General features: G+C 37.3%; 18 protein-coding genes. 9 read left to right on the top strand and 9 right to left on the bottom strand.

The annotated features are described in order from the left end of the window. Positions 1-51: 51 nt before the first annotated feature. Positions 52-1,524: a glycoside hydrolase family 130 protein gene (locus ACZZZC_RS11690; protein ID WP_463486113.1), complete on the bottom strand. Its 1,473-nt coding sequence runs from the start codon at positions 1,522-1,524 to the stop codon at positions 52-54. Positions 1,525-1,692: 168 nt separating this feature from the next. Here ACZZZC_RS11690 and ACZZZC_RS11685 point away from each other — a divergent pair, with 168 nt between their 5' ends. Further along, positions 1,693-2,835: a sensor histidine kinase gene (locus ACZZZC_RS11685; protein ID WP_463486112.1), complete on the top strand. Its 1,143-nt coding sequence runs from the start codon at positions 1,693-1,695 to the stop codon at positions 2,833-2,835. Here the strand turns inward: ACZZZC_RS11685 and ACZZZC_RS11680 are convergent, their stop codons facing one another. Next, positions 2,836-3,921 (bottom strand): metallophosphoesterase, encoded by a 1,086-nt coding sequence (locus ACZZZC_RS11680; protein WP_463487283.1) that lies wholly within the window; start codon positions 3,919-3,921, stop codon positions 2,836-2,838. It lies immediately after the preceding gene. Between the two features lie 161 nt (positions 3,922-4,082). On the opposite strand from ACZZZC_RS11680, the gene ACZZZC_RS11675 reads away from it, so the two are divergent. Further along, a complete protein-coding gene (locus tag ACZZZC_RS11675; protein WP_463487282.1) occupies positions 4,083-5,210 on the top strand; it encodes a DUF4185 domain-containing protein in 1,128 nt (375 codons plus the stop codon). Here the strand turns inward: ACZZZC_RS11675 and ACZZZC_RS11670 are convergent, their stop codons facing one another. The 5 genes from ACZZZC_RS11670 to ACZZZC_RS11650 form a co-directional block, all read right to left on the bottom strand. Then, positions 5,211-5,447 (bottom strand): hypothetical protein, encoded by a 237-nt coding sequence (locus ACZZZC_RS11670; RefSeq protein ID WP_463486109.1) that lies wholly within the window; start codon positions 5,445-5,447, stop codon positions 5,211-5,213. A gap of 84 nt (positions 5,448-5,531) precedes the next feature. Next, complete coding sequence (uxuA, locus tag ACZZZC_RS11665; RefSeq protein WP_463486108.1) at positions 5,532-6,701, bottom strand: mannonate dehydratase; 1,170 nt, start codon at positions 6,699-6,701, stop codon at positions 5,532-5,534. 170 nt (positions 6,702-6,871) lie between these two features. Beyond that, positions 6,872-8,338, bottom strand: coding sequence for a glycoside hydrolase family 30 protein (locus ACZZZC_RS11660; RefSeq protein WP_463486107.1), 1,467 nt, complete (start codon positions 8,336-8,338; stop codon positions 6,872-6,874). Between the two features lie 170 nt (positions 8,339-8,508). After that, the gene (locus ACZZZC_RS11655; protein WP_463486106.1) at positions 8,509-10,338 is read right to left on the bottom strand and encodes a glycoside hydrolase family 2 protein; all 1,830 of its coding nucleotides are present in this window, start codon (positions 10,336-10,338) and stop codon (positions 8,509-8,511) included. 205 nt (positions 10,339-10,543) lie between these two features. Beyond that, the gene (locus tag ACZZZC_RS11650) at positions 10,544-11,773 is read right to left on the bottom strand and encodes an MFS transporter (protein WP_463487281.1); all 1,230 of its coding nucleotides are present in this window, start codon (positions 11,771-11,773) and stop codon (positions 10,544-10,546) included. Between the two features lie 168 nt (positions 11,774-11,941). Here ACZZZC_RS11650 and ACZZZC_RS11645 point away from each other — a divergent pair, with 168 nt between their 5' ends. The 4 genes from ACZZZC_RS11645 to ACZZZC_RS11630 all read left to right on the top strand — a co-directional run bounded on the left by ACZZZC_RS11645 (position 11,942) and on the right by ACZZZC_RS11630 (position 14,604). Then, a complete protein-coding gene (locus ACZZZC_RS11645; RefSeq protein ID WP_463486104.1) occupies positions 11,942-12,385 on the top strand; it encodes a MarR family winged helix-turn-helix transcriptional regulator in 444 nt (147 codons plus the stop codon). Between the two features lie 45 nt (positions 12,386-12,430). After that, a complete protein-coding gene (locus ACZZZC_RS11640; RefSeq protein WP_463487280.1) occupies positions 12,431-13,270 on the top strand; it encodes an MBL fold metallo-hydrolase in 840 nt (279 codons plus the stop codon). Positions 13,271-13,545: 275 nt separating this feature from the next. Then, a complete protein-coding gene (gene aqpZ / locus ACZZZC_RS11635; protein ID WP_463487279.1) occupies positions 13,546-14,253 on the top strand; it encodes an aquaporin Z in 708 nt (235 codons plus the stop codon). A gap of 222 nt (positions 14,254-14,475) precedes the next feature. Continuing rightward, positions 14,476-14,604 (top strand): hypothetical protein, encoded by a 129-nt coding sequence (locus ACZZZC_RS11630; RefSeq protein WP_463487278.1) that lies wholly within the window; start codon positions 14,476-14,478, stop codon positions 14,602-14,604. A 205-nt stretch (positions 14,605-14,809) separates the two neighbouring features. Here ACZZZC_RS11630 and ACZZZC_RS11625 read toward each other — a convergent pair whose 3' ends face one another. Beyond that, on the bottom strand, positions 14,810-15,325 hold the full coding sequence (locus ACZZZC_RS11625; RefSeq protein ID WP_056850054.1) for a glutathione peroxidase: 516 nt from the start codon (positions 15,323-15,325) through the stop codon (positions 14,810-14,812). Between the two features lie 137 nt (positions 15,326-15,462). Between ACZZZC_RS11625 and ACZZZC_RS11620 the strand changes: the two genes are divergently transcribed. From ACZZZC_RS11620 to ACZZZC_RS11610, 3 genes are all read left to right on the top strand, one after another. Continuing rightward, the gene (locus tag ACZZZC_RS11620; protein ID WP_463486102.1) at positions 15,463-16,533 is read left to right on the top strand and encodes a serine hydrolase domain-containing protein; all 1,071 of its coding nucleotides are present in this window, start codon (positions 15,463-15,465) and stop codon (positions 16,531-16,533) included. Between the two features lie 133 nt (positions 16,534-16,666). Next, positions 16,667-19,228 (top strand): type I DNA topoisomerase, encoded by a 2,562-nt coding sequence (topA, locus tag ACZZZC_RS11615; protein ID WP_463486101.1) that lies wholly within the window; start codon positions 16,667-16,669, stop codon positions 19,226-19,228. A gap of 174 nt (positions 19,229-19,402) precedes the next feature. After that, entirely contained in the window at positions 19,403-19,807 is a 405-nt protein-coding gene (locus tag ACZZZC_RS11610) for a hypothetical protein (RefSeq protein ID WP_463486100.1), read from the top strand. Positions 19,808-19,910: 103 nt separating this feature from the next. On the opposite strand, the gene ACZZZC_RS11605 is transcribed toward ACZZZC_RS11610, so the two are convergent. Then, entirely contained in the window at positions 19,911-20,333 is a 423-nt protein-coding gene (locus tag ACZZZC_RS11605) for a nuclear transport factor 2 family protein (RefSeq protein ID WP_463486099.1), read from the bottom strand. Positions 20,334-20,347 lie beyond the last annotated feature (14 nt).

The following is a 20,347-nucleotide window of genomic DNA, read 5'->3' as shown; positions in this document are numbered from 1 at the left end:
AAAGGCTGATTCATCATCTGAATCAGCCTTTTTTTGTCCATTAGAGTTTAACTATTTATCGTTGTTTTCTAATAAACGATTTAGAAGTAACTCTAAATTTACGGTTGCGAATGAAGAACTGTAATCGGATAAACCGTAAGGTATAATCAACTCTCCATTGCTGATAATTGACCCACAAGAATAGACCACGTTTGGAACATAACCTTCACGCTCATCATTATTGGGTATAATTAGTGGTTCCATTAAATGCCCTATTTCTTTGGTTGGGTCGTCTAAATCTAACAACACTGCCCCAATACAATATCTCCTCATTGGGCCAACACCATGGGTTATAACCAGCCAACCCTTGTCAGTTTCAATCGGCGAACCACAGTTTCCTATTTGTACAAGCTCCCAACAGTAACGTGGTTGTTTTAGCAAAATTGGATTTTCCCAAACATTCACTTTGTCAGAGAACATGATGTAATTATTCCACCCATCTATCCTACTCATCATTACATATTTCCCGTTTATTTTACGGGGGAATAATGCTAAATTTTTATTTTGTGCACCATCTCCATATAGCGGAATCACTTTAAATTCATAGAAATCCTCCGTTTGTACCAATTTCGGAATGATAAGTGATCCATCAAATGCGGTATAAGTCGCGTAATACACTACTCTTCCATCATCTTTTATAAATTTTACAAACCTGGCATCTTCAATTCCTTTTCTTTCAAACTCTGAGATCGGGAAAATAACACGATCTGAAATATCGGTATCTTTTGAAAAACTTATCGTGTGGTAGGTATCAGAAAGCCAAAGCACTTTATCGAATTCAACCGATTTAACTGGGTTATCTTTATGTAAGCTTTTAGAATCTTTAATGATATTACTTAATGCAGTATACTCAAACTTATCATCCAATTTAGCTTCAATCTCCTCTAAAACCGAAGGATCAATTTGTGCATAGGCAGCCTTTTTAAGAAAAAGCTTTTTAACATAAATTGCATTTTTCACCACCTCAGCTTCATCAACATAATCGCCCACTGGCAGCACCTGAATATTATTATTTTTATCAATTAATGCCCTTCGGAAAACAATTGATGAAATGTGGCCTTCTCCAACAGCCCTGAAGCTTATAATTACTCTTTTCTCACCTTCCACTAAATCCGTTTGATCAGGATCATCTACAATACTGGGATTAAAAAAAGCAGCAGATTCAATTGAATATTCGTGTGTAAAATAAGCGCCGATCAATAACCGCTTATATTGATCAAGGTCTTCCATATCGGTATTTAATGTGGTGAACTGCTTTTTAAGCTTTTTACAATGCCGATTTAAAATCTTTGTGATATTCCTATGTCTTTTTGAGTATTCCTGCAGAATTGGCGAAATTAAGGAAAAAACTTTTTCGTCAGAAAACTCTAAAACTTTTCTGATCACCTCAAGTGCTCTTTCCTCTCCGTTAAAAAAAAAACGGGCAATAACACGTTTGGTATCGGGGTTTACCTTAACGGGTTTTCGTTCAATATATAATCTCATTTTTATGTTGATTTGATCGTTAATTCGAATTCTTTATCCGAATATTTTCAATATGTATATTAACTAAATTTACTATATAATTGTTTCTTTTTTTATCCTTTTGAGGATAATCTTTACCTTTAACATTATTGCTGTTCTCACCGGGATCAGCATTCTAAAAATACCATCATGCCTGAAAACATTATCCCAATTAATAGCGACAGCCGATTAGAAAAACTTTTATATTATGAAATTTTAAATTCACCAGCAGAGCACACATACGACAATATCAGCTGGTTGGCGGCTGCCATTTTTGAAGTGGAAAATGCTGGAATTTGCTTTATAACCAACGATGATATTTTTATAAAATCGCAAGTTGGAAAGAAGATTGAATTGTCAAAGAATGATAGTTTTCTATCTCCAGAATACTTAAAAGACTGGGGGGCAACAACAAATAATAGCGCAAGAAGTGATGAGCAAACTAAATATATAGCTGTACCCATCAAATCTCCTGATCATTTTGTAATTGGAGCACTTTATGTGTTTGGCGCTATCACGGCAGAACCAACGGAAAAACAAAAAGAAATGTTATCAACATTAGCAGAACTAGTTATTGATAAATTAGAAACCAGGATTGCCATCAGACAAACACTTACTGCGCAGGATGATCGCTTGCATGTACTCATTCACGATTTAAAAAATCCGATGACTACTATTTCTCTGCAATCGGAATTGGTGAGTAGAATGCCAAACATCGATGAAAAAGCGGGCTTGATTGCTTCAAAAATTAATTTGCAATCAAAAAAAATGGTCGGTAGTTTAAACGAAATTTTAAGCTCGGCTAAAAAAGTAAGTGGTTCGTTTAAACCACAAAAAAATAAAATCGATCTCAGAGAAATTTTAAATTCGGTTACCCAAAAACTAGCGCCACTAGCTAATAAAAAAAGTCAAAACTTTGATATTAAAATAAATTCGGCTTTAGAAATTTTTGGCGACGATGAAAAGATAACGGCACTGTTTTATCACATCTTACATAATTCAATTAAATTTTCTCCTGAAAATAGAATCATCACATTGTCGCATCAGCAAGAAGAAAATTTAATTACGATAGCTGTTAAAGATGAAGGCGTAGGTTTAAATGATATTGATTTGGAAAGACTTTTTATAAAATTTGCAGATCTAAGCGCCATACCAACTCATGGCGAAAATTCTAATGGTTTGGGCCTTACAGCTGTGAAAATGTTTGTAGATATGCATAAAGGTAAAATTTGGGCAGAGAGTGAAGGCAAAAATAAGGGCACTACTTTTTTTGTTCAGCTACCGATTAAATAATTAATCGAGCAATTCTGCCAAGCTCATTTCCTCAAGCGCAATTCTTTCTGGAGTTCCATTTTTCAGAAATGACCACTTGATTAAACGTATTACTCCATTTTCAATTTCAATGCCCGTAATATCGCCATCACTAAAACAACAACAACCACTATTAAAATAGCCCGGTTTGTACTGTTTAAATTCTGGCGCCTCATCCCCTTCCCGAATTCTTTTCTTCAATTCGGCATTTAATAAGTCAATTTCTTGTTGATTATTACTTAAAGTCGCTCTTTTTAACTTTAAATAGATCCGCTCCAAATGAGTGAGTGAAGCAAAAACAGGCTGATGCGTATGCCCGGTAATCAGCGAGGTATTTAGTTGTTTTATTTGCCAGCTATACATCATGCTGTTATGTTCGGTTTTAAGCTGATTATCGTAAGCCGGAGTATTAGGGTTAATTCGCAAAAAGGATTGTAAAGGTGCCCAAATTGTACTAACAAACCACTTACTAAACCAATTTCCGTCACTTTGTAAATCACCTTGATGACCATGAGTAAGGAAAATATTTAATTTTCTATCTGCTATAGTCGTTCTTAAAATCGCACCCTCATAAATAGGTATCTTTTTTCCGTAAATTCTATTTAGGTTGAAGCCAGCAAGTGGATCGTTATCCCAGTACAAATCGTGATTACCGAATATCTTTGTGAACGATTCAGAGAGTATAAATGCCTTCTCTGCCTCGAAAGTAGCTTTATTGTGTTTAATTACAGATTCCATTAAATTTTCCCATAGTTCTTCACTATCTCCCAGGTTGATGTAATGAAAATTTTCTCGATGATAATGAGCAAGCGCCGCTAAATAGTTTTTCTCTGCCAGAGCGAAATCATCAGCATAGTCTCTTGCGCCTTTATGCTGATCGGAAAAAATGATAAATTTATCATCCGGTTGTATATCGAAAACCAGTCCTCGTTTGCCGGGCTCGCCCAAAATAGTCTCATAAAGTTTCGTCAATGCTTCGTGAATACGTATCTGATTAGGTCGAGAACCAAACTTGTTAGAGAGGCTAATTACCCATTTTCCTAATAATCTTTGTAAAAAATTTCGCATTGAAACTATTAATATGTAGATGAAAATAACAAAAAAGAGCTACAAACGTTTCGAAATCCCCATATTTAAAACTCGGTAACTTTTGCAGGAAATGTTCGGTAACAAATCATTTATTTTGGTTTCTTTTTTAGCTAATATACTTACATTAGTCTGCTAACCAAATGAAAACCAATATGACACCATATCAATTTAATAAACTACTAAAACCTTTTAGCTTAGCCATTGCCTTCCTTACTTTCAATAGCCTTTGCGCTTTGGCACAAAACAATAAAACTCCTGAATTACAATTGAGTAATGTCAAAAAAATCGCTCGATTAACAGGAACACCACTCAAAGGTGAACAACTTCCCAGTCCGAATAATACTGCAAAGGACTATGATGTTGGTGGAACTGATCTGGGAATTTTTTGGCAAATGGAAGGTTCAAAAGTCGGGATCTTTTTCGGTGATACCCATGGAAGAGAATTTATTGCTGAAAAAGATGGTAAAGGCGGTGGCAATGGTGCTAATTGGCGATCAAATGTTCTGGCATTTTCCAGCGACAATAATCTGGAGGATGGAATTACAATTGATTCTATGGTATTGGATGAAAACGGAAGTGCCAGAGAAATTTGTGCTGGTGGAAAGACGAATCCTAAAAAATACAATACCTCTATTCCAACAGCAGTTATTCGAGTAGGTAAAACAGATTATGTGCATTACATGAACATTTTTGATTGGGCAGGTAAAAATGGCCGATGGCTTACTAACTTTTCTTCGTTGTATGCCTCAGCAGATGACGGAAAAACCTGGACAAGAAAAGAAGAAGTAACCTTTAATGGCAATAGTAAGTTTTCTCAGATCTGTTATGCCAAGAGGGATGGTTTTGTTTATATGATAGGAAGCTTAGCCGGTCGTGGTGGGCCGGGATATTTGGCTAGGATTAAGGAAAAAGAAATGCTGAATTTAAATCAATACGAATATTGGAATGGTGATTCGAAAAAGTGGTTCAAAGCTGATGAAGGTAAAGCGACCATTATTATACCCGGACCCATTGGTGAGGCCTCCCTCCTATATCATAAGAAATTTCAACGATGGATCATTGCTTACAGCTACGATTCAGCTTATGATCCAATCGCGAAAAGTAAATTCCATGCCATGGTTTATCGCGATGCCAAAAGTATTAATGGAACCTGGAGCAATCTAAAAATATTAGCCGATGTTAACCAATTTAAAGGATTATACTGTCCTTATATTTATCCATTAAAAAATAATGTTTACCTCATGAAAGCTGATATCAGCACGAAATAGCTAGGCATCTTCCCCATTCCAAACATCATCATCCGCATGTTTTATCTCATCATGGCTAGATGTTGATGACTTGAAAAGCTCATCATGGTGGTAATTTCTTTCTGGATTTTCAGGTAACATATCATCATGTTGCAATGCTATTTTACGCAGGTGCTCTGGTTTTTTAACTTCTGGTAAATCATCATGAATTACTGAAGGAGTTAAAATTTTCTTACCGGGATTAGATTTGTTTTCCATAATGCGAGTTGCTCAAATTTCAAGCCATAACTTGATTGTAAAAAACAATACCCGCCTATTATTTGGCAGGTATTGTTATAAAAATTAATAGTTTCCAGTTACTCCTACTTCCAAACCTCTCAGTTCTGCAAGTCCGCGTAAACGCCCAATGGCCGAATAACCTGGGTTGGTCTGCTTTGCAAGATCATCCAGCATCTGGTGCCCATGATCCGGACGGAAAGGAATCGGCTGTTCTCTTTTGGCATTTTCTTCCGTCAGTGCCTTCATTATCTCGAACATGTTTACATCACCGCCCAAATGGTCGGCCTCATAAAAACTGCCGTCATCATCTTTTTTAACGTTGCGCAGATGCGCAAAATAAACCCGCTCTTTAACTGCATTAAAAATGGCCAGGGTGTCGTTTTTCATTCCCGCACCCAAAGATCCGGTACAAAAACAAACGCCGTTAAAGGCCTGATTTACCTCGTTGATGATATATTCAAAATCTTCCAGCGTACTCGCTATCCGTGGCAGACCCAGAATTGGATAAGGCGGGTCATCAGGATGGATCGTCATCTTTATCCCTTCTTCGGTACAAACTCCGGCAATGGCGTTAAGGAAAAATTTCAGGTTTTCTTTCAGTCCCTTCGTACCTATTGCCGCGTATTCGTTTATGCTGGCCCTAAGGGTTTCCAGCTCAATTTCCTTTTCGTTGGGAATGCCCATCAGCACATTGGTGCGCAGATCCTGCAGTTCCGCTTCGTTCAGCGTGGCGAATTTTTCGTTTGCTCTTTTGAGGATGGATGAATTGTAATCAGCCTCCGCATTTTCTCTCTTCAGGATATGCAGATCAAAGATGGCTAGATCGATCCAGTCGAAATAAAGTGCCTTTGACCCGTCGGCCATCTCCAGATCGAGCTGGGTACGTGTCCAGTCCAGAACAGGCATAAAATTATAGCATACCGTTTTGATGCCGCACTGCGAAAGGTTGCGAAGTGAAATCCGGTAATTTTCCAGGTAGTGTTCCGCATCATGTCTGCGGGTTTTTATCGCCTCGTGAACAGGTACGCTTTCCACTACCGACCAGGTTAAACCTGCAGCTTCAATAATCGCTTTGCGCTCCCTGATATCTTTCAACGGCCAAACCTCGCCATGTGGAATGTGGTGCAAAGCAGTTACAATTCCGGTTGCACCGGCCTGTTTAACATCCTGCAGACTTACCGGGTCGTTCGGACCATACCAGCGCCAGGTTTGTTCCAGTTTTTTATATTTCATTTCCATAATTTAAACTCCCGAAAAAGCACCAAAACCGCCGTCAAACTTAATTTTTTACACAGCGAAAAGTCCGTTTCTAAATGCTCTATCTAAAAGTCCGGCTAGCATAACAACCTGATTTTTGATAGAAAACCGTTGCTGGATATTTCTGCTATTAGTTTTCTATCTTATTATTCTACGACTAACGTGGCAATGGAATGCGGCAAGCTAGTTGTTGTTGCTGCCATACCTTTTATCCATAAGCTGTACTTTAGCTTTTCATCCGATTGATTCATCACCACAACAACTAATTTTCCATCGGAATTTAAAAACGACGTAGATTGTAATAGGTCACGGCTGGATGCAGAACCAATTCTTTTCGCTCCAGGACGAATAAATTTAGAAAAGTGCCCCATATAATAATAGGCATTGGTATAAATCAACTTATCATTCTTGGTATCTGCATGCACCGGAGCGAAACAGAAGTTGCCTACATGGTTTGGACCTCCATTTTCATCTAACAAAATATTCCAATCTGTCCAGGCAGCTGTGCCCGCATTAAAATCGTTAATCATTGAATAACCGTAGCGCTCGCCCAAAGTCCAGTCGTCCAATTTATTCACATCGTACTTCTCTTTACATCCTTCAGTAAAAATTAACGCTTTATCAGGATAGGCTTCATGCACCTGGCGAACGTTTCCGAACTGCATTCCACTGCCTGTCCATGTTTCATACCAGTGAAACCCAATTCCCCAAACATATTTTGCAGCTTCCTTATCGTTTAAAATTGTACTTGCTCTTTGGAAAATCTGATCACGATTGTGATCCCAAGCGATTAATTTTTTACTACTCAATCCTGATTTTTGCAAAGTTGGACCTAAAAAGTTTTTAATAAAATCACGTTCTTCCTCTGCAGTGTACACGCAAGATTCCCAGATTTGTTTCGCCATTGGCTCATTTTGAACAGATAAACCCCAAATTGGCATGCCCATGGCTTCATAGGCTTTAATGAATTTTACATAGTGGTTGGCCCAACTCTGGCGATACTGAGGCAATAAATGTCCACCTTTAATTAAACTATTATTATCTTTCATCCAAGCTGGGGGCGACCACGGACTTACATAAAGCGCTAGCATTCCTCCGGCAGCAGCAGTTGCCTGCTTTATTAAAGGAATTTTATATTGCTCATCATGCGCAACGCTGAATGTTTTTAAATCTTTGTCGTTATCCTGAACATAGGCATAACTTCCGCTCGAAAAATCGCAACTAGCTATATTGGTACGTGCTAAAGTGTAACCAATACCTTTATCTTTATTGTAATATGCTGCTAGTAATTCTTGCTGGTTTTTCTTAGAAAGCTTGGCAAATGTTTCTGCAGAAGCATCTGTAAGTGCTCCACCAATGCCTACCAGCGTTTGATACTTAATTGTAGGATCTACAAAAATAGTCGGCTCCGTTTCAAAAGGCTGCTTATTCTCTACAAAATTTAAAGTTTCAGTTTTGCTTATGCGATAATCGGTTTTTTCAGCGGTAGTATAAACCGTTACTTTTTTATTTCCGATGTTATACTTTTCAACTGTTTGACTAGGTTTTTTTTGTTGTGCAACTGCTGTAAATACAGTTGCTAAAACCAATAGGATACTTAGCTTTTGTTTCATTTTATATTTTTTAAATCAACAGCCTTTTGTTTGGCCATCATTCATTTCAAACTTCGAATTTCCGAATAAAAGATTCATTAAAGTCACAAAATGATAATTATTAGCAATTATTTTTAAACTTTTTAGATAACCATTTATCTATCAACGACTATAGCCATTGTGCTGGATTGTTACTTATACTTCTCCTGCATTTCACCATAAAAATTTTTCAATACGAAGTAAGCTTTTTTCTTCTCGCCAGTTTCAGAGATAAGGCCTTTTCTATTCCAAAAATTTTGGTACACTGGATGCTGCCTACGCGGCGATCTGAAATCCGTTAAAATCCAAGGGGTAATCCCTCTTAATGATTTTATTTTGCTCAACATCGTAATTTGATTTTTGTATAAAGCTTCCTGATATTCCTCGCTCCAACGTGTATTTTCATCAGCATGGAAACCCGCTAATGCATCGCCACCAAATTCGCTTATTACCACTGGCTTATTATATTTAATATTGAAATCGTATTTTGTAATTTCACTTGGCACACCGCCGAAATACCAGCCAGCATACTCATTAAAGCTTACCAAATCAATTTTTTCGCCGAGCGGATCATTCAAAATCATCGTGTTTCCTTCGCGATGCACCTCGAGTGCAGCTGCTATTAAACGGGTATCATCTAAAGTGCGGGCAGTTTCCACCAAATTACTCATGAAACTTAAACGGGCATCGCTTAACGGCGTTTCATTACCAACCGACCAAATAATTACACTTGCCCGGTTTTTATCACGAACAATTAAATCTGTAAGCTGCTGTTTGGCATTGGCGTAGGTGGCTGGGTTTGTCCAGCTGATGGTCCAATAAACCGGTACTTCAGCCCAAACCATTAGGCCCATTTCATCGGCCAAACGGAGCATTTTTTCATTGTGAGGATAGTGTGCCAGCCTAACATAATTGCAGTTCATATCTTTTGCCCATTGCAGCATCATTCGCATATCTCCATCAGAACGCAGGCGTCCTGCCAGTATAGGATTTTCATCATGAAGCGAAATACCCCTTAAAAAAACAGATTTCCCGTTTAACAAAATACTATCGCCTTTTGCCTCTATCGTTCTGAAACCAATCTTATCATCGATATTTTCTTTATCAGATTTAATGTTTGCAGCATATAATTTTGGGCTTTCAGGCGACCATAAACTTAAATTGTTCCAGGTAAATTCATCATTAACTTTTCCTTCACTATCTGTTTTATATTTCTTCTCAAGCTTTAATTCCGGAATTGATAGTGTGATATCTTGTCCAGCAGTGGCATCTGATAATTTTAAAGAAAAACTAACTAAATTATTGTTTCCTTTTACCAGCTGCAATTTATAATCGCTGATAAAATGATCAGGGAATTCAGCTATATACACCTCTCGTGTGATGCCACCGTAATTCCACCAATCGGTATTTACAGTTGGAATTTCATCCGGCCTTCTGGTATTATCAACCTTCACAACGAGTGAATTTTCGCCAGTTTTTAATTTATTGGTTACATCGAATTGAAAAGGCGTAAAACCACCTTTATGCACACCGAGTTTTTTACCGTTTAAATAAACATGGGCTTCATAATTAACAGCTCCAAAATAGACAAAGTATTTCTTACCCTTCTCTGGTTTGGCGTCAAATCTTTTACGCAGCCAGATTGTGCCTTCATAAAGTTCGAGTTTTTCCGACTGCGAATTCCAATCGCCGGGCACATTCATTTGAGGAGAACCAGTAAAATTGTATTCTATCAATTCGGATTTATCTTTCTGCTCCCGATCGTCAAAAAAACCGCCTGTTCCTGTTTTGGATTGATCATACGGCTGATGACGATAATCGTAGTATCCATTTTCATAGGGATCGATAATATAATTCCATTTGCCGTTTAGACTTTGAATATTTCTACCTTGAATGTTTTGTATTGAACTAACTTGTGAGAAGCAAATAGATGAAAGAAGCGTAAATAGAAGTAAAAAAACTCTAAATTTTAAATTGGGCATAATGATTTAATTTTTAGGGTAGCAGCACATACTTATCATGCTTTCGGAATGTATAAAAGCAATTTTTAAACGATTAAGCTACCCCCATAAAGTAATTTAACGCAAATAACAATGCCAAATATATTGAATTATTTGAAAGGCTTTGGATTGGATTTGATTTTAAAAGAACAAGGTAACAAGTTTTCTACGAGGAAGTTTCCTTTGTTTACGTAAGCGAAACAGCATTATTTTTAATCTCATTTCGATGTTTCTCATTGTAAATAAAAGCACCAACAATAAGCAACCCGGCTAGGCCCTCGAAAGCTACAACTGTTTGTGTACCAAATTGATGTGCGAGATACCCCATAAGCAAACTTCCTATTGGTAAAACGCCCTGATAAGCCATAATATAATAGCTCAAGGTCCTTCCCCTCATTAAATCATCAGCATGCGTTTGCAAGTAAGTATTTATGGATGAAGTTTGCGCCATTAAACCCAGCGCAGCCAAACCTGTACAGATTAATGCTAAAATTAACGAAGGACTAATGGCTAAAGCCACTACAGAAACAGCCAGCAGGATGCCTGAAACCATCACTATTTTTTGTAAGTTTTGATTCACCTTTAGTGTGGCCATATAAATTGCACCGAAAAAGGCACCGAAACCTGCAGCACTTTCAAACCAGCCGAAAGTGGTTGCTGTTCCGTTGAAAATATCTTTTGCAAAAACAGGTAATAAGGTTGTAAATGGGATGACTAACAGACTTGACGCTGCCATCATTATAATCATTGATGCTAAATCTGGCGATGATTTTAAATAATCGTAACCTTTTCGAAGATCAACCCATATATTTTCTCTTGATTTTGGGTGCTCTTGCAGTTTCAGTTTCATCATCACTAAACAAACAATTACTGCAATAAAACTGAGGAAATTAATCAAAAAGCACATATCCTCTCCCAACGTACTTAAAATTACTCCTGCCAAGGCTGGGCCAACCAATCTGGCTGCATTAAAAACCGAAGAGTTAAGTGCAATAGCATTTGGTAGATCTTCTTTGTCCTCTACCAGATTAACCATAAGCGACTGTCGGGCAGTCACATCAAACGAATTTACCAGGCCTTGAACAAGCGATAAAGCAGCAATCCAGAATATATCATAAACTTTAAACCAAATCATTACCGCAAGCGCTCCAGCTTGAAGCATCAGGATGACCTGAGTAATCATTAAGATTTTGTACTTGTTATGTCTATCCACATAACTCCCGGCATATGGCGCCAAAACTAAAGATGGGATCAAACTTAAAAAAGTAATTAAACCCAGTAAAAATGCAGATTCGGTGATTTGGTACACCAACCAACTTACCGCAACACGCTGCATCCAGGTGCCTACAAGCGAAATGGCTTGGCCTGTAAAGAATAATCTATAATTGTAATGTTTTAATGAACGAAAAATACCCATATCTAAAATAGTAAAGTAACTTTACAAAAGTAAGATTTTAAACGGGATACAAGAAATTGTAAACAGGATATTTAATCATTTTAAAATCATAAACGAGACATTATTTTGGATCAGGAGAGAATAATAAATTAATATTTACCGTATATTTGTAAAGCTTATTTACTAAAAATGCAAACAGAAACTCAAGAAATTGCCGCTAAATTAAGAAGCACAGTTACCCGTTTAACCAGACAGTTGCGGAAACAGAATGTGAGTTCTTCATTTAGTAATGCTGAACTACTGACGATGTCGTTACTGGAACAGCATGGTAAAATGTTATCTACAGAGCTGGCAGATTTGGAACGGGTTTCTAAGCAGGCAATCTCTCAAATCATCAATCGGTTGGTAGAGGCGAAATGTGTCGAACGCCAACCAAGTGCAGACGACAAACGAAAAACTTTTATCAGCTTAACTAAACTGGGCGAAAAACATATCATCGCCACAAGAAAAATTAAAGAAGAGTGGCTTGTACAAACGATGGAAAAGATTTTCTCAACAGAAGAGATTATGCTTATACAAGCTTTTCTCCCTTTACTATCTCGTTTGGTAGAACATAATGGTGCAAGGGTATAATTTACTTTATGATTATGCAAATAAGCCGTACCTTGCAAATTCAAAATGGCATTATATTTTACCTCTATAAATTCGGGCAGCAACGGCAATTGTTATTACATTGGTAACGATGACGAAGCCGTTTTGGTAGATGTCGGATTGACTTGTAAAGAGGTAGAAACCCGAATCAATCGGCTAGGTTTATCTTTAAAAAAAATCAAAGCCATTTTCATCTCACACGAACATAGCGATCACATCAAAGGTTTAAGCGTTTTCGCAAAAAAACATCAGCTACCTGTTTATATTAGTACGCCTACTTATAAGAGCAGCAAGCTGACTTTAATTGAAGATAATGTTTTTACTATTTCTCATTTACAAGAAATTAAAATAGGCAAATTGAACATTCTTGCTTTTTCTAAATTTCATGATGCTGCAGATCCGTATAGCTTTACCATAGAATGCAATGATGTGCGGGTTGGAGTTTTTACTGATATTGGCGCCATTTGCGATAGATTGATTACGCAGTTCAAAACCTGCCATGCAGCATTTTTAGAGGCAAATTATTGTCCCAACATGCTCGCTAGCGGAAGCTACCCTTATTTTTTAAAGCGAAGAATTACAAGTGGCCACGGGCACTTAAGCAACACACAGGCCCTTGAGCTTTTTCAAAATCATAAGCCTGCTTTTATGACCCACCTATTGCTTAGTCACCTTTCAAAAGATAATAATAACCCTGTTTTAGTTGAAGAAATTTTCAAAAACGTAGCCGGAAAAACGTTTGTTCAGGTAGCATCGCGTGATCAGGAAACTCCGTTATTTTATGTAAATAATAACAACGTTCAAAAATCTACATACCATTTTAATCCAACGGAATACGTTCCTGATCAACTAAACTTATTTAGTTAACCAAATGGGGTTTAGATAGGCTTAACAAAAAATCTCTGAAGAGCTAAATAGTAAATTTATTTTTTTTCAAACTTTTTTTCGAGCTATTGGTTATCTATATACTTCATAAATAGTTTGTTTGGTTTATTCGGGGCTTAAGGATTTAAGCCCCTTTCTCTTTCCAAACCACTTCAATCCAGAATATATAAAGCCCTAATTTTAAAATCATAATTTTTAATTTACATTTGAGCAAAATCTCCCCCTATTGTTTTTTTTAATCTTTTAATAAAAATAAAATGGAGACAAGTAAATTCTCAAAATTTAGCGCCGAATTTCTAGGCACTTTAGTATTAGTTTTAATGGGTTGCGGTAGCGCAGTAATAGCCGGTGCAGACGGCACTACAGGCGTTGGCCTACTCGGTATTTCTTTTGCATTTGGCTTATCTGTTGTTGCGATGGCTTACGCGATAGGGCACATTTCTGGCTGTCACATTAACCCGGCAATTTCCATTGGTATGGTAGTAGCTGGCCGTATGAAAGCCGGAGAAGCAGCATATTATATTGTTGCCCAGATTTTGGGTGCTATTGCAGGTGCTGGTTTGCTCTATCTAATTGTAAGTAACCAGGAAAATTTTGAAATGAAAGAATGGGCTTTAGGTTCGAACGGCTGGGGAAAAGATTATTTAGCAGAGTATAACTCTACTGCTGCATTCATTGCTGAAGCTGTATTCACCTTTATTTTCTTGTTGGTGATATTTGGAGCAACTTCTACTAAAAATATCAATGGTGGTTTCGCAGGCTTAGCCATCGGTCTTTCATTGGTACTCATTCATATTGTAGGCATCAAAATCACAGGAGTGTCTGTGAATCCTGCTCGTAGCATCGGTCCGGCGATATTGGCTGGAGGCGAAGCTTTAAAACAAGTTTGGCTATTTGTTGCGGCGCCAATTGTAGGAGCAGTGTTGAGCGCACTAGTTTGGAAAAGCGTTTTAGAGAAGAGCTAAAGAATGAATAGCAAAGCAAAACTGAAAATACTTATTCTCTGTGTGGCTGTATTTTCCCTATCAATATTTTTATTGATTAGACATTACATGAATACTGAGAAAAACGATATAACTGCTAAGATTCATTTTTCTGAATTACTTATTAAAGAAGGAAAAACAATTCTTGCAACGTACGACACGGTGTATAGTGATTACCATAGAAGAGGTCAAACAAGCAAATACATGACAATTTCGTACTCTTATCAGGTAAAGGATAAAATATACAAAAAAGATAAACAGATACTAGAGGTACCGGTAAGCGATACGCTATCGGTAGTTTACCTACCCAGTAATCCAAATATTCATTCTTAAAATGCTCCCGAAGATCTGGAATACCAGAAAAAACAACTTAATAACGTATCAGGATCATTTTTGGGATGGTTTCTCCTAATACTAAGTGTTAGCGTCTTTTATTTTATGAGGAAAGATTATCTAAGAGAAATAAACGAGCAACTCGACAGCGAAAATTAATTTTTAAATAAACATCTGTGGTTTTGAAGCCACAGATGTTTATTTTTTATAAATTCTTCACAATCGCCTGATCCATTGGTTTTGTTTTTGAGCGGAAACGGTGAACCAATTCCCCTTTTTCATTTATCAAAAACTTTTCAAAGTTCCATTTAATATCACCTTGTTCTTCGGTGTTGGTTTGCGAAGTTAAATATTTAAACAGCGGACTAATATCATCGCCTTTTACACTGCTTTTTTCGGCAAGCATGAAAGATACGTTGTATTTACCAGTGCAAAACTCTTTAATTTCAGCATTGGTAGAAAACTCTTGTCCACCGAAATTGCCTGCTGGAAAGCCAATTAGCACCACTTTTTTACCGTATTGCTTTTGGAGTTTTTCTAAATCTTCATATTGCGGCGTAAATCCACATTTGGAGGCCGTGTTGACAATTAAAATTTTCTTGCCTTTAAATTTAGATAATTTGACCTCTTTGCCATCAATAGTTTTGAAGCTGAAATCGTAAACATTCTTTGGCGGATTTGGCACCAAAAAGTTTAATAGGATAAGGATAGTATTGATCATTGTTTTTTGTTTTTATATACGAATATAGACACAAATAGTTTTCACTCATGTGATTTGCATGTAAATTAAATGATAATCCTCAAAATTAAACCAAAAGTATAAATCTATGTCGTACCAATGAACCAAACTTTGTTGCTATGAAAATTAAAATCATACTTATAATTATATCTGTATCACTTCTTGCATGCAAAAAGAAAGTTGATGAACCAGCTCCGACAAATTCTGAGCACATGTACTTTCCTCCTACGACTTCAAGTGATTGGGAAACAAAATCGATTTCGAGTCTCGGCTGGAAACAAAATGCTGTAGAGGACTTAAAAAAATATCTTGCAGAGAAAAATTCTAAATCATTTATGATTTTAGTTAACGGAAGGATTGTATTGGAAGAATATTTTAATGGTCATACAAAAGACGCCACCTGGGAATGGAATAGTGCCGGTAAAACACTCGTTTCTGCCACAACCGGTATTGCCCAACAAGAAAACCTATTAAACTTAAACAATGCAGTATCTCAGTATCTAGGCATGGGTTGGACCAGCGAACCTATCGTCAAAGAAAATCTAATTAACGTAAAACATCTCTTAACTATGACATCAGGATTGGATGAAAGCAGCGAATTAGTGATCAAATCGAAATTGACTTATGTAGCTGATGCTGGGAATCGGTGGGCCTATGCTAATGTTTTTCAAAAACTGATGGATGTGGTTTCTGCAGCAAGCAAGCAAAGTTTTGAAGCCTATTTCAATACCAAAATAAAAAATAAAATAGGTATGGATGGTTTTTGGAATGACGGATTTATTTTTAAAATATATAACAGCAATACCAGAAGCATGGCCAGATTTGGTTTGCTAGCCTTAAACAAGGGAAAATGGAACAACGAGCAAATTTTAAATGAAACCTTCTTCTCTGAAAGCACAAATACATCACAAAATATAAATCCTTCTTATGGTTATTTATGGTGGTTAAATGGTAAAGGGAGTCATATGATACCGGGAAGTCAAAGTATTTTTCAAGGCAGTTTAGTTACGAATGCGCCAGGTGATATGTATGCTGCTATGGGCGCATCAGACCAACGTATTTATGTAATACCGAGCAAAAGTATGGTTATCGTGCGTATGGGTAATGCCTCTGACCCAGCCAATCCTTCGTTCGCCGTTTCGGGATTTGATAATGCGCTTTGGCAAAAAATAAATGCAGTGATAAATTAAGTGATGATTCGGGTCAATGAAGCTTTTCTGACGTTAAATTTCAAGAAAAATTCAAAAAAAAATTGTATTAAATAATGCGCAAGTTTGGATTTATACTTTAATTATAGCTTTATTTGCACAAAATCGTTATTTCATGGCTAAAAACTTATTAATCGTCGAGTCTCCCGCAAAAGCTAAAACTATAGAAGGCTACCTAGGCAAAGATTTCCTTGTGAAATCGAGCTATGGCCATATTCGGGATTTAGCTAAAGGCGATATGGCGATTGATATTGCAAACGATTTTGCCCAGACCTATGAAGTGCCTGCCGATAAAAAGGCATTAGTAGCCGAATTAAAGAAACTTGCTAAAGATGCCGAAATGGTATGGCTAGCATCCGATGAGGACCGTGAAGGGGAAGCCATTTCCTGGCACTTGTTTGAAACTTTAGGACTGAAAGTAGAAAAAACAAAACGTATTGTTTTCCATGAAATAACAAAACCTGCAATCTTAAAAGCAATAGATAGCCCACGAAGTATTGACTATAATTTAGTGAATGCACAGCAGGCTCGTCGTGTTTTAGATCGATTAGTAGGTTTCGAACTTTCCCCTGTATTGTGGAAGAAGGTTAAACCCTCTCTTTCAGCAGGTCGTGTGCAATCTGTAGCAGTTCGTTTAATTGTTGATAGAGAAAGAGAAGTTCAAAACTTCAAGGCTGCTGCTGCATATAAAATCACTGCTCAATTTTCTACAGGTAAAGGAAAAGAGGTTGTTAAGGCCGAATTGCCACAACGATTCGAAAGTGAAGCCGATGCAGAAAAATTTCTTCAAGACTGTGCTTCAGCTAAGTTTGACATCACTAGCTTAGAAACCAAGCCGGCAAAACGTAATCCTGCTGCGCCATTTACGACTTCTACCCTACAGCAGGAAGCATCGCGTAAATTAGGATTCCCGGTAGCAAGGACAATGCAGGTTGCGCAACGCTTATACGAGGCCGGAAAGATTACTTACATGAGAACAGATTCTGTAAACCTATCAGAAACTGCTTTAAACGCTGCTGCCGCTGAAATTAAATCGGCATATGGCGACAAATACCACCAACAAAGAGTTTACAGAACAAAATCGGCAGGTGCACAGGAAGCTCACGAAGCCATCCGCCCCACCTATTTCGATCGACATACTGTTGATGGCGATATTTCTGAAAAACGTTTGTACGATTTAATCTGGAAACGCTCCATCGCATCGCAAATGAGCGAAGCGTTATTCGAAAAAACAACTGCTCAAATTACGGCATCTACCAGAAAAGAGCATTTAGTTGCAGAGGGAGAAGTTTTGAAGTTTGATGGTTTCTTAAAAGTTTATTTAGAATCTACGGATGATGATGAAGGCGAAGAAAAAGAAGGCGGTTCAATTTTACCTCCCTTAGCCAAAGGGCAAGAATTATTTTTAAAAGAAATGCAGGCAACGGAACGTTATTCTCGTCCGCCAGCAAGATATACGGAGGCCAGTTTAGTTAAGAAGCTGGAAGAACTGGGCATCGGCCGTCCTTCTACTTATGCACCAACCATTTCGACGGTTCAAAATCGTGGTTATGTGGTTAAAGAAGATAGAGATGGTAAACAGCGTAAATTTACAGCCATTATTTTGGCTGATGGAAAAGTAACCAAGGATACGAAATCAGAAATTACGGGTGCTGAAAAACAGAAGCTCTTCCCTACTGATATTGGCGAAGTGGTAAACGATTTTTTAGTTGAACATTTCAAAGGAATTGTAGATTTCAACTTCACAGCTAAAGTGGAGAAAGAATTTGACGAGATTGCCCAAGGTTTGCAGGAATGGACCAAAATGCTACACTCATTCTACAATCCTTTCCATTCGGAAGTTGAAACGACTTTAGAGACAGCAGAACGTGCCACAGGTGAACGCTTATTAGGGCTGGATCCGGCGACAGGTAAAAATGTTTACACAAAGGTTGGTAAGTTTGGTCCGCTGGTTCAGATTGGCGAGCTTGATGAAGAAGAGAAACCACGTTATGCGAGTTTAATGCGTAGCCAATCAGTGGCTACTATAACATTAGATGAAGCACTGGAATTGTTTAAATTACCAATGCAATTACCCGATTTTGAAGGCAAAGAGGTAATGATTGGTGTAGGCCGTTTCGGACCTTACGTTAAATGGGGCGAGGCTTTTATTTCGCTACCTAAAAATGAAGAGCCTCTTTCTGTTACTTATGATAGAGCTGTTCAAATTATACAAGAGAAAATGGATGCCGATGCACCTATCGCCTATTATGAGGGTTTAGGTGTAACTAAAGGCAAGGGTCGTTTTGGTCCTTTCATCAAATGGAACGACTTATTTATCAATATTCCCGCTAAAGGTTACGATTTTGATAATTTAACGCAAGCTGATATCGAGACACTAATTGGCAAAAAAGTAGAAAAAGAGGCTAACCGCTATATCAAAACTTGGGATGCTGAAAAAATTTCAGTCGAAAATGGCCGTTGGGGACCCTTCATTCGTTTTGGCAAATTGATGCTGAAATTAAGAAACAACGAAGCTACTAAACAAAAATATACAGCTGAAGAATTGGCTGATGTAGATTTGGAGGTAATTAAAAAAATGATTGTTGAACAGGTACCTAAAGCTTTTGAAGTGAAGAAAAAAGCTCCTGCTAAGAAGAAAGCTCCGGCAAAAAAGACTGTAGCAAGTAAGAAGTAAACCTCGAATAAAGAGTAAGGAACAAGGATTAAGGATAAATACCTTAAAAATATAGTCCTTGTTCTTTTATCCAAAAAATAATTTAGAACAAAAAAAATAACAAGGACTAAAGATTAGAAGTAAATTCCTAAAAATTCTTGGTCTTTGTTCCTTGTTCTTTTATCCTTAATCTCAATGAAAGCCGATTTACCAGAAAATTCAGTTGAAGATATTGCAATGGCTGTTGTATTAATGAGTGAAACTCCAGAAGTAAAAAACTGGACTGTTTATCTTGTTAACTTAAAAAACGAGCCAATTACAAATGTTTTAATCAGCTCAAAAGGTTATGGTGAAAAAGATGGCAAGCAAGTTAAAACCTCTGTATTAAGGCATTTCATTGGCGATATGAAAGCTCAGGATTTCAAGGGCGTTGAAGCCATTGATCCAGAAGTTTTCGGGTTAACGAATGAATATTGGTTAAGCTATTATGTCGGTTCAACCATTTACGATAAGAAATTTATTTTCCTTCCTGAAAGTATTATCGATTCTAATTTGATTAAAATTCCGCTGGTTAACAGACCAGGTGTGATGATCAAATGAGTCGTGAGTGCTGAGTCAGAAGTCAAACCTTAGCTGCAGAAAAGCCGATTGATTACTATCTAAATCCAAAACGCAAGACTCCGGACTAGAGACTTTGGACTAACTAAGGCACCTTAACCGCTTGTCTACCAAGCAACTTCCACCCTGCTCTTTCCTTACTCCAAACCAGCAGGATATTTAATTTCACATTTCCGGGAACATTTTTATCGTTGGTTTTCGCATTTAGCGTGTGGCGCACCAAAGCTGTTTTATTCTGAATGGTAACCGTTTGATCGGTTAAGTTAATATCAACAAAGTCAGATGATCCAGACAATAGCGATTGCATAAACTGTTGTTTGGTTTCTATTTTTCCACTGGAGTGGCCATAACTTAAATTATTCAAAATCAACTTATCTAAGGCTAAACTATCAGGAGTAACCATCAGTTTCGTTAGCTTGTTTACTGCATTCTCCACTTCATTTTTTTGCGCAAAAGAAAAATTTACTATCATAATGAGAACGGAAAAAATAACGAGTTTCTTAAACATATCTGGTTTTTTTA

The organism is Pedobacter sp. AC212, assembly GCF_979258625.1.
The sequence above is the reverse complement of the archived record's forward strand: the minus strand, read 5'-3'. Positions and strand labels throughout refer to the sequence as shown.

Bases quoted from the DNA above. Each gene is read 5' to 3' on its own strand.
- ACZZZC_RS11670 (WP_463486109.1), bottom strand. From the start codon at position 5,447: ATGGAAAACAAATCTAATCCCGGTAAGAAAATTTTAACTCCTTCAGTA.
- ACZZZC_RS11690 (WP_463486113.1), bottom strand. From the start codon at position 1,524: ATGAGATTATATATTGAACGAAAACCCGTTAAGGTAAACCCCGATACC.
- ACZZZC_RS11645 (WP_463486104.1), top strand. From the start codon at position 11,942: ATGCAAACAGAAACTCAAGAAATTGCCGCTAAATTAAGAAGCACAGTT.
- ACZZZC_RS11650 (WP_463487281.1), bottom strand. From the start codon at position 11,773: ATGGGTATTTTTCGTTCATTAAAACATTACAATTATAGATTATTCTTT.
- ACZZZC_RS11660 (WP_463486107.1), bottom strand. From the start codon at position 8,338: ATGAAACAAAAGCTAAGTATCCTATTGGTTTTAGCAACTGTATTTACA.
- ACZZZC_RS11675 (WP_463487282.1), top strand. From the start codon at position 4,083: ATGAAAACCAATATGACACCATATCAATTTAATAAACTACTAAAACCT.
- ACZZZC_RS11640 (WP_463487280.1), top strand. From the start codon at position 12,431: ATGGCATTATATTTTACCTCTATAAATTCGGGCAGCAACGGCAATTGT.
- ACZZZC_RS11620 (WP_463486102.1), top strand. From the start codon at position 15,463: ATGAAAATTAAAATCATACTTATAATTATATCTGTATCACTTCTTGCA.
- ACZZZC_RS11630 (WP_463487278.1), top strand. From the start codon at position 14,476: ATGACAATTTCGTACTCTTATCAGGTAAAGGATAAAATATACAAAAAA.
- ACZZZC_RS11685 (WP_463486112.1), top strand. From the start codon at position 1,693: ATGCCTGAAAACATTATCCCAATTAATAGCGACAGCCGATTAGAAAAA.
- ACZZZC_RS11655 (WP_463486106.1), bottom strand. From the start codon at position 10,338: ATGCCCAATTTAAAATTTAGAGTTTTTTTACTTCTATTTACGCTTCTT.
- uxuA (WP_463486108.1), bottom strand. From the start codon at position 6,701: ATGAAATATAAAAAACTGGAACAAACCTGGCGCTGGTATGGTCCGAAC.
- topA (WP_463486101.1), top strand. From the start codon at position 16,667: ATGGCTAAAAACTTATTAATCGTCGAGTCTCCCGCAAAAGCTAAAACT.
- ACZZZC_RS11625 (WP_056850054.1), bottom strand. From the start codon at position 15,325: ATGATCAATACTATCCTTATCCTATTAAACTTTTTGGTGCCAAATCCG.
- ACZZZC_RS11610 (WP_463486100.1), top strand. From the start codon at position 19,403: ATGAAAGCCGATTTACCAGAAAATTCAGTTGAAGATATTGCAATGGCT.
- ACZZZC_RS11605 (WP_463486099.1), bottom strand. From the start codon at position 20,333: ATGTTTAAGAAACTCGTTATTTTTTCCGTTCTCATTATGATAGTAAAT.
- aqpZ (WP_463487279.1), top strand. From the start codon at position 13,546: ATGGAGACAAGTAAATTCTCAAAATTTAGCGCCGAATTTCTAGGCACT.
- ACZZZC_RS11680 (WP_463487283.1), bottom strand. From the start codon at position 3,921: ATGCGAAATTTTTTACAAAGATTATTAGGAAAATGGGTAATTAGCCTC.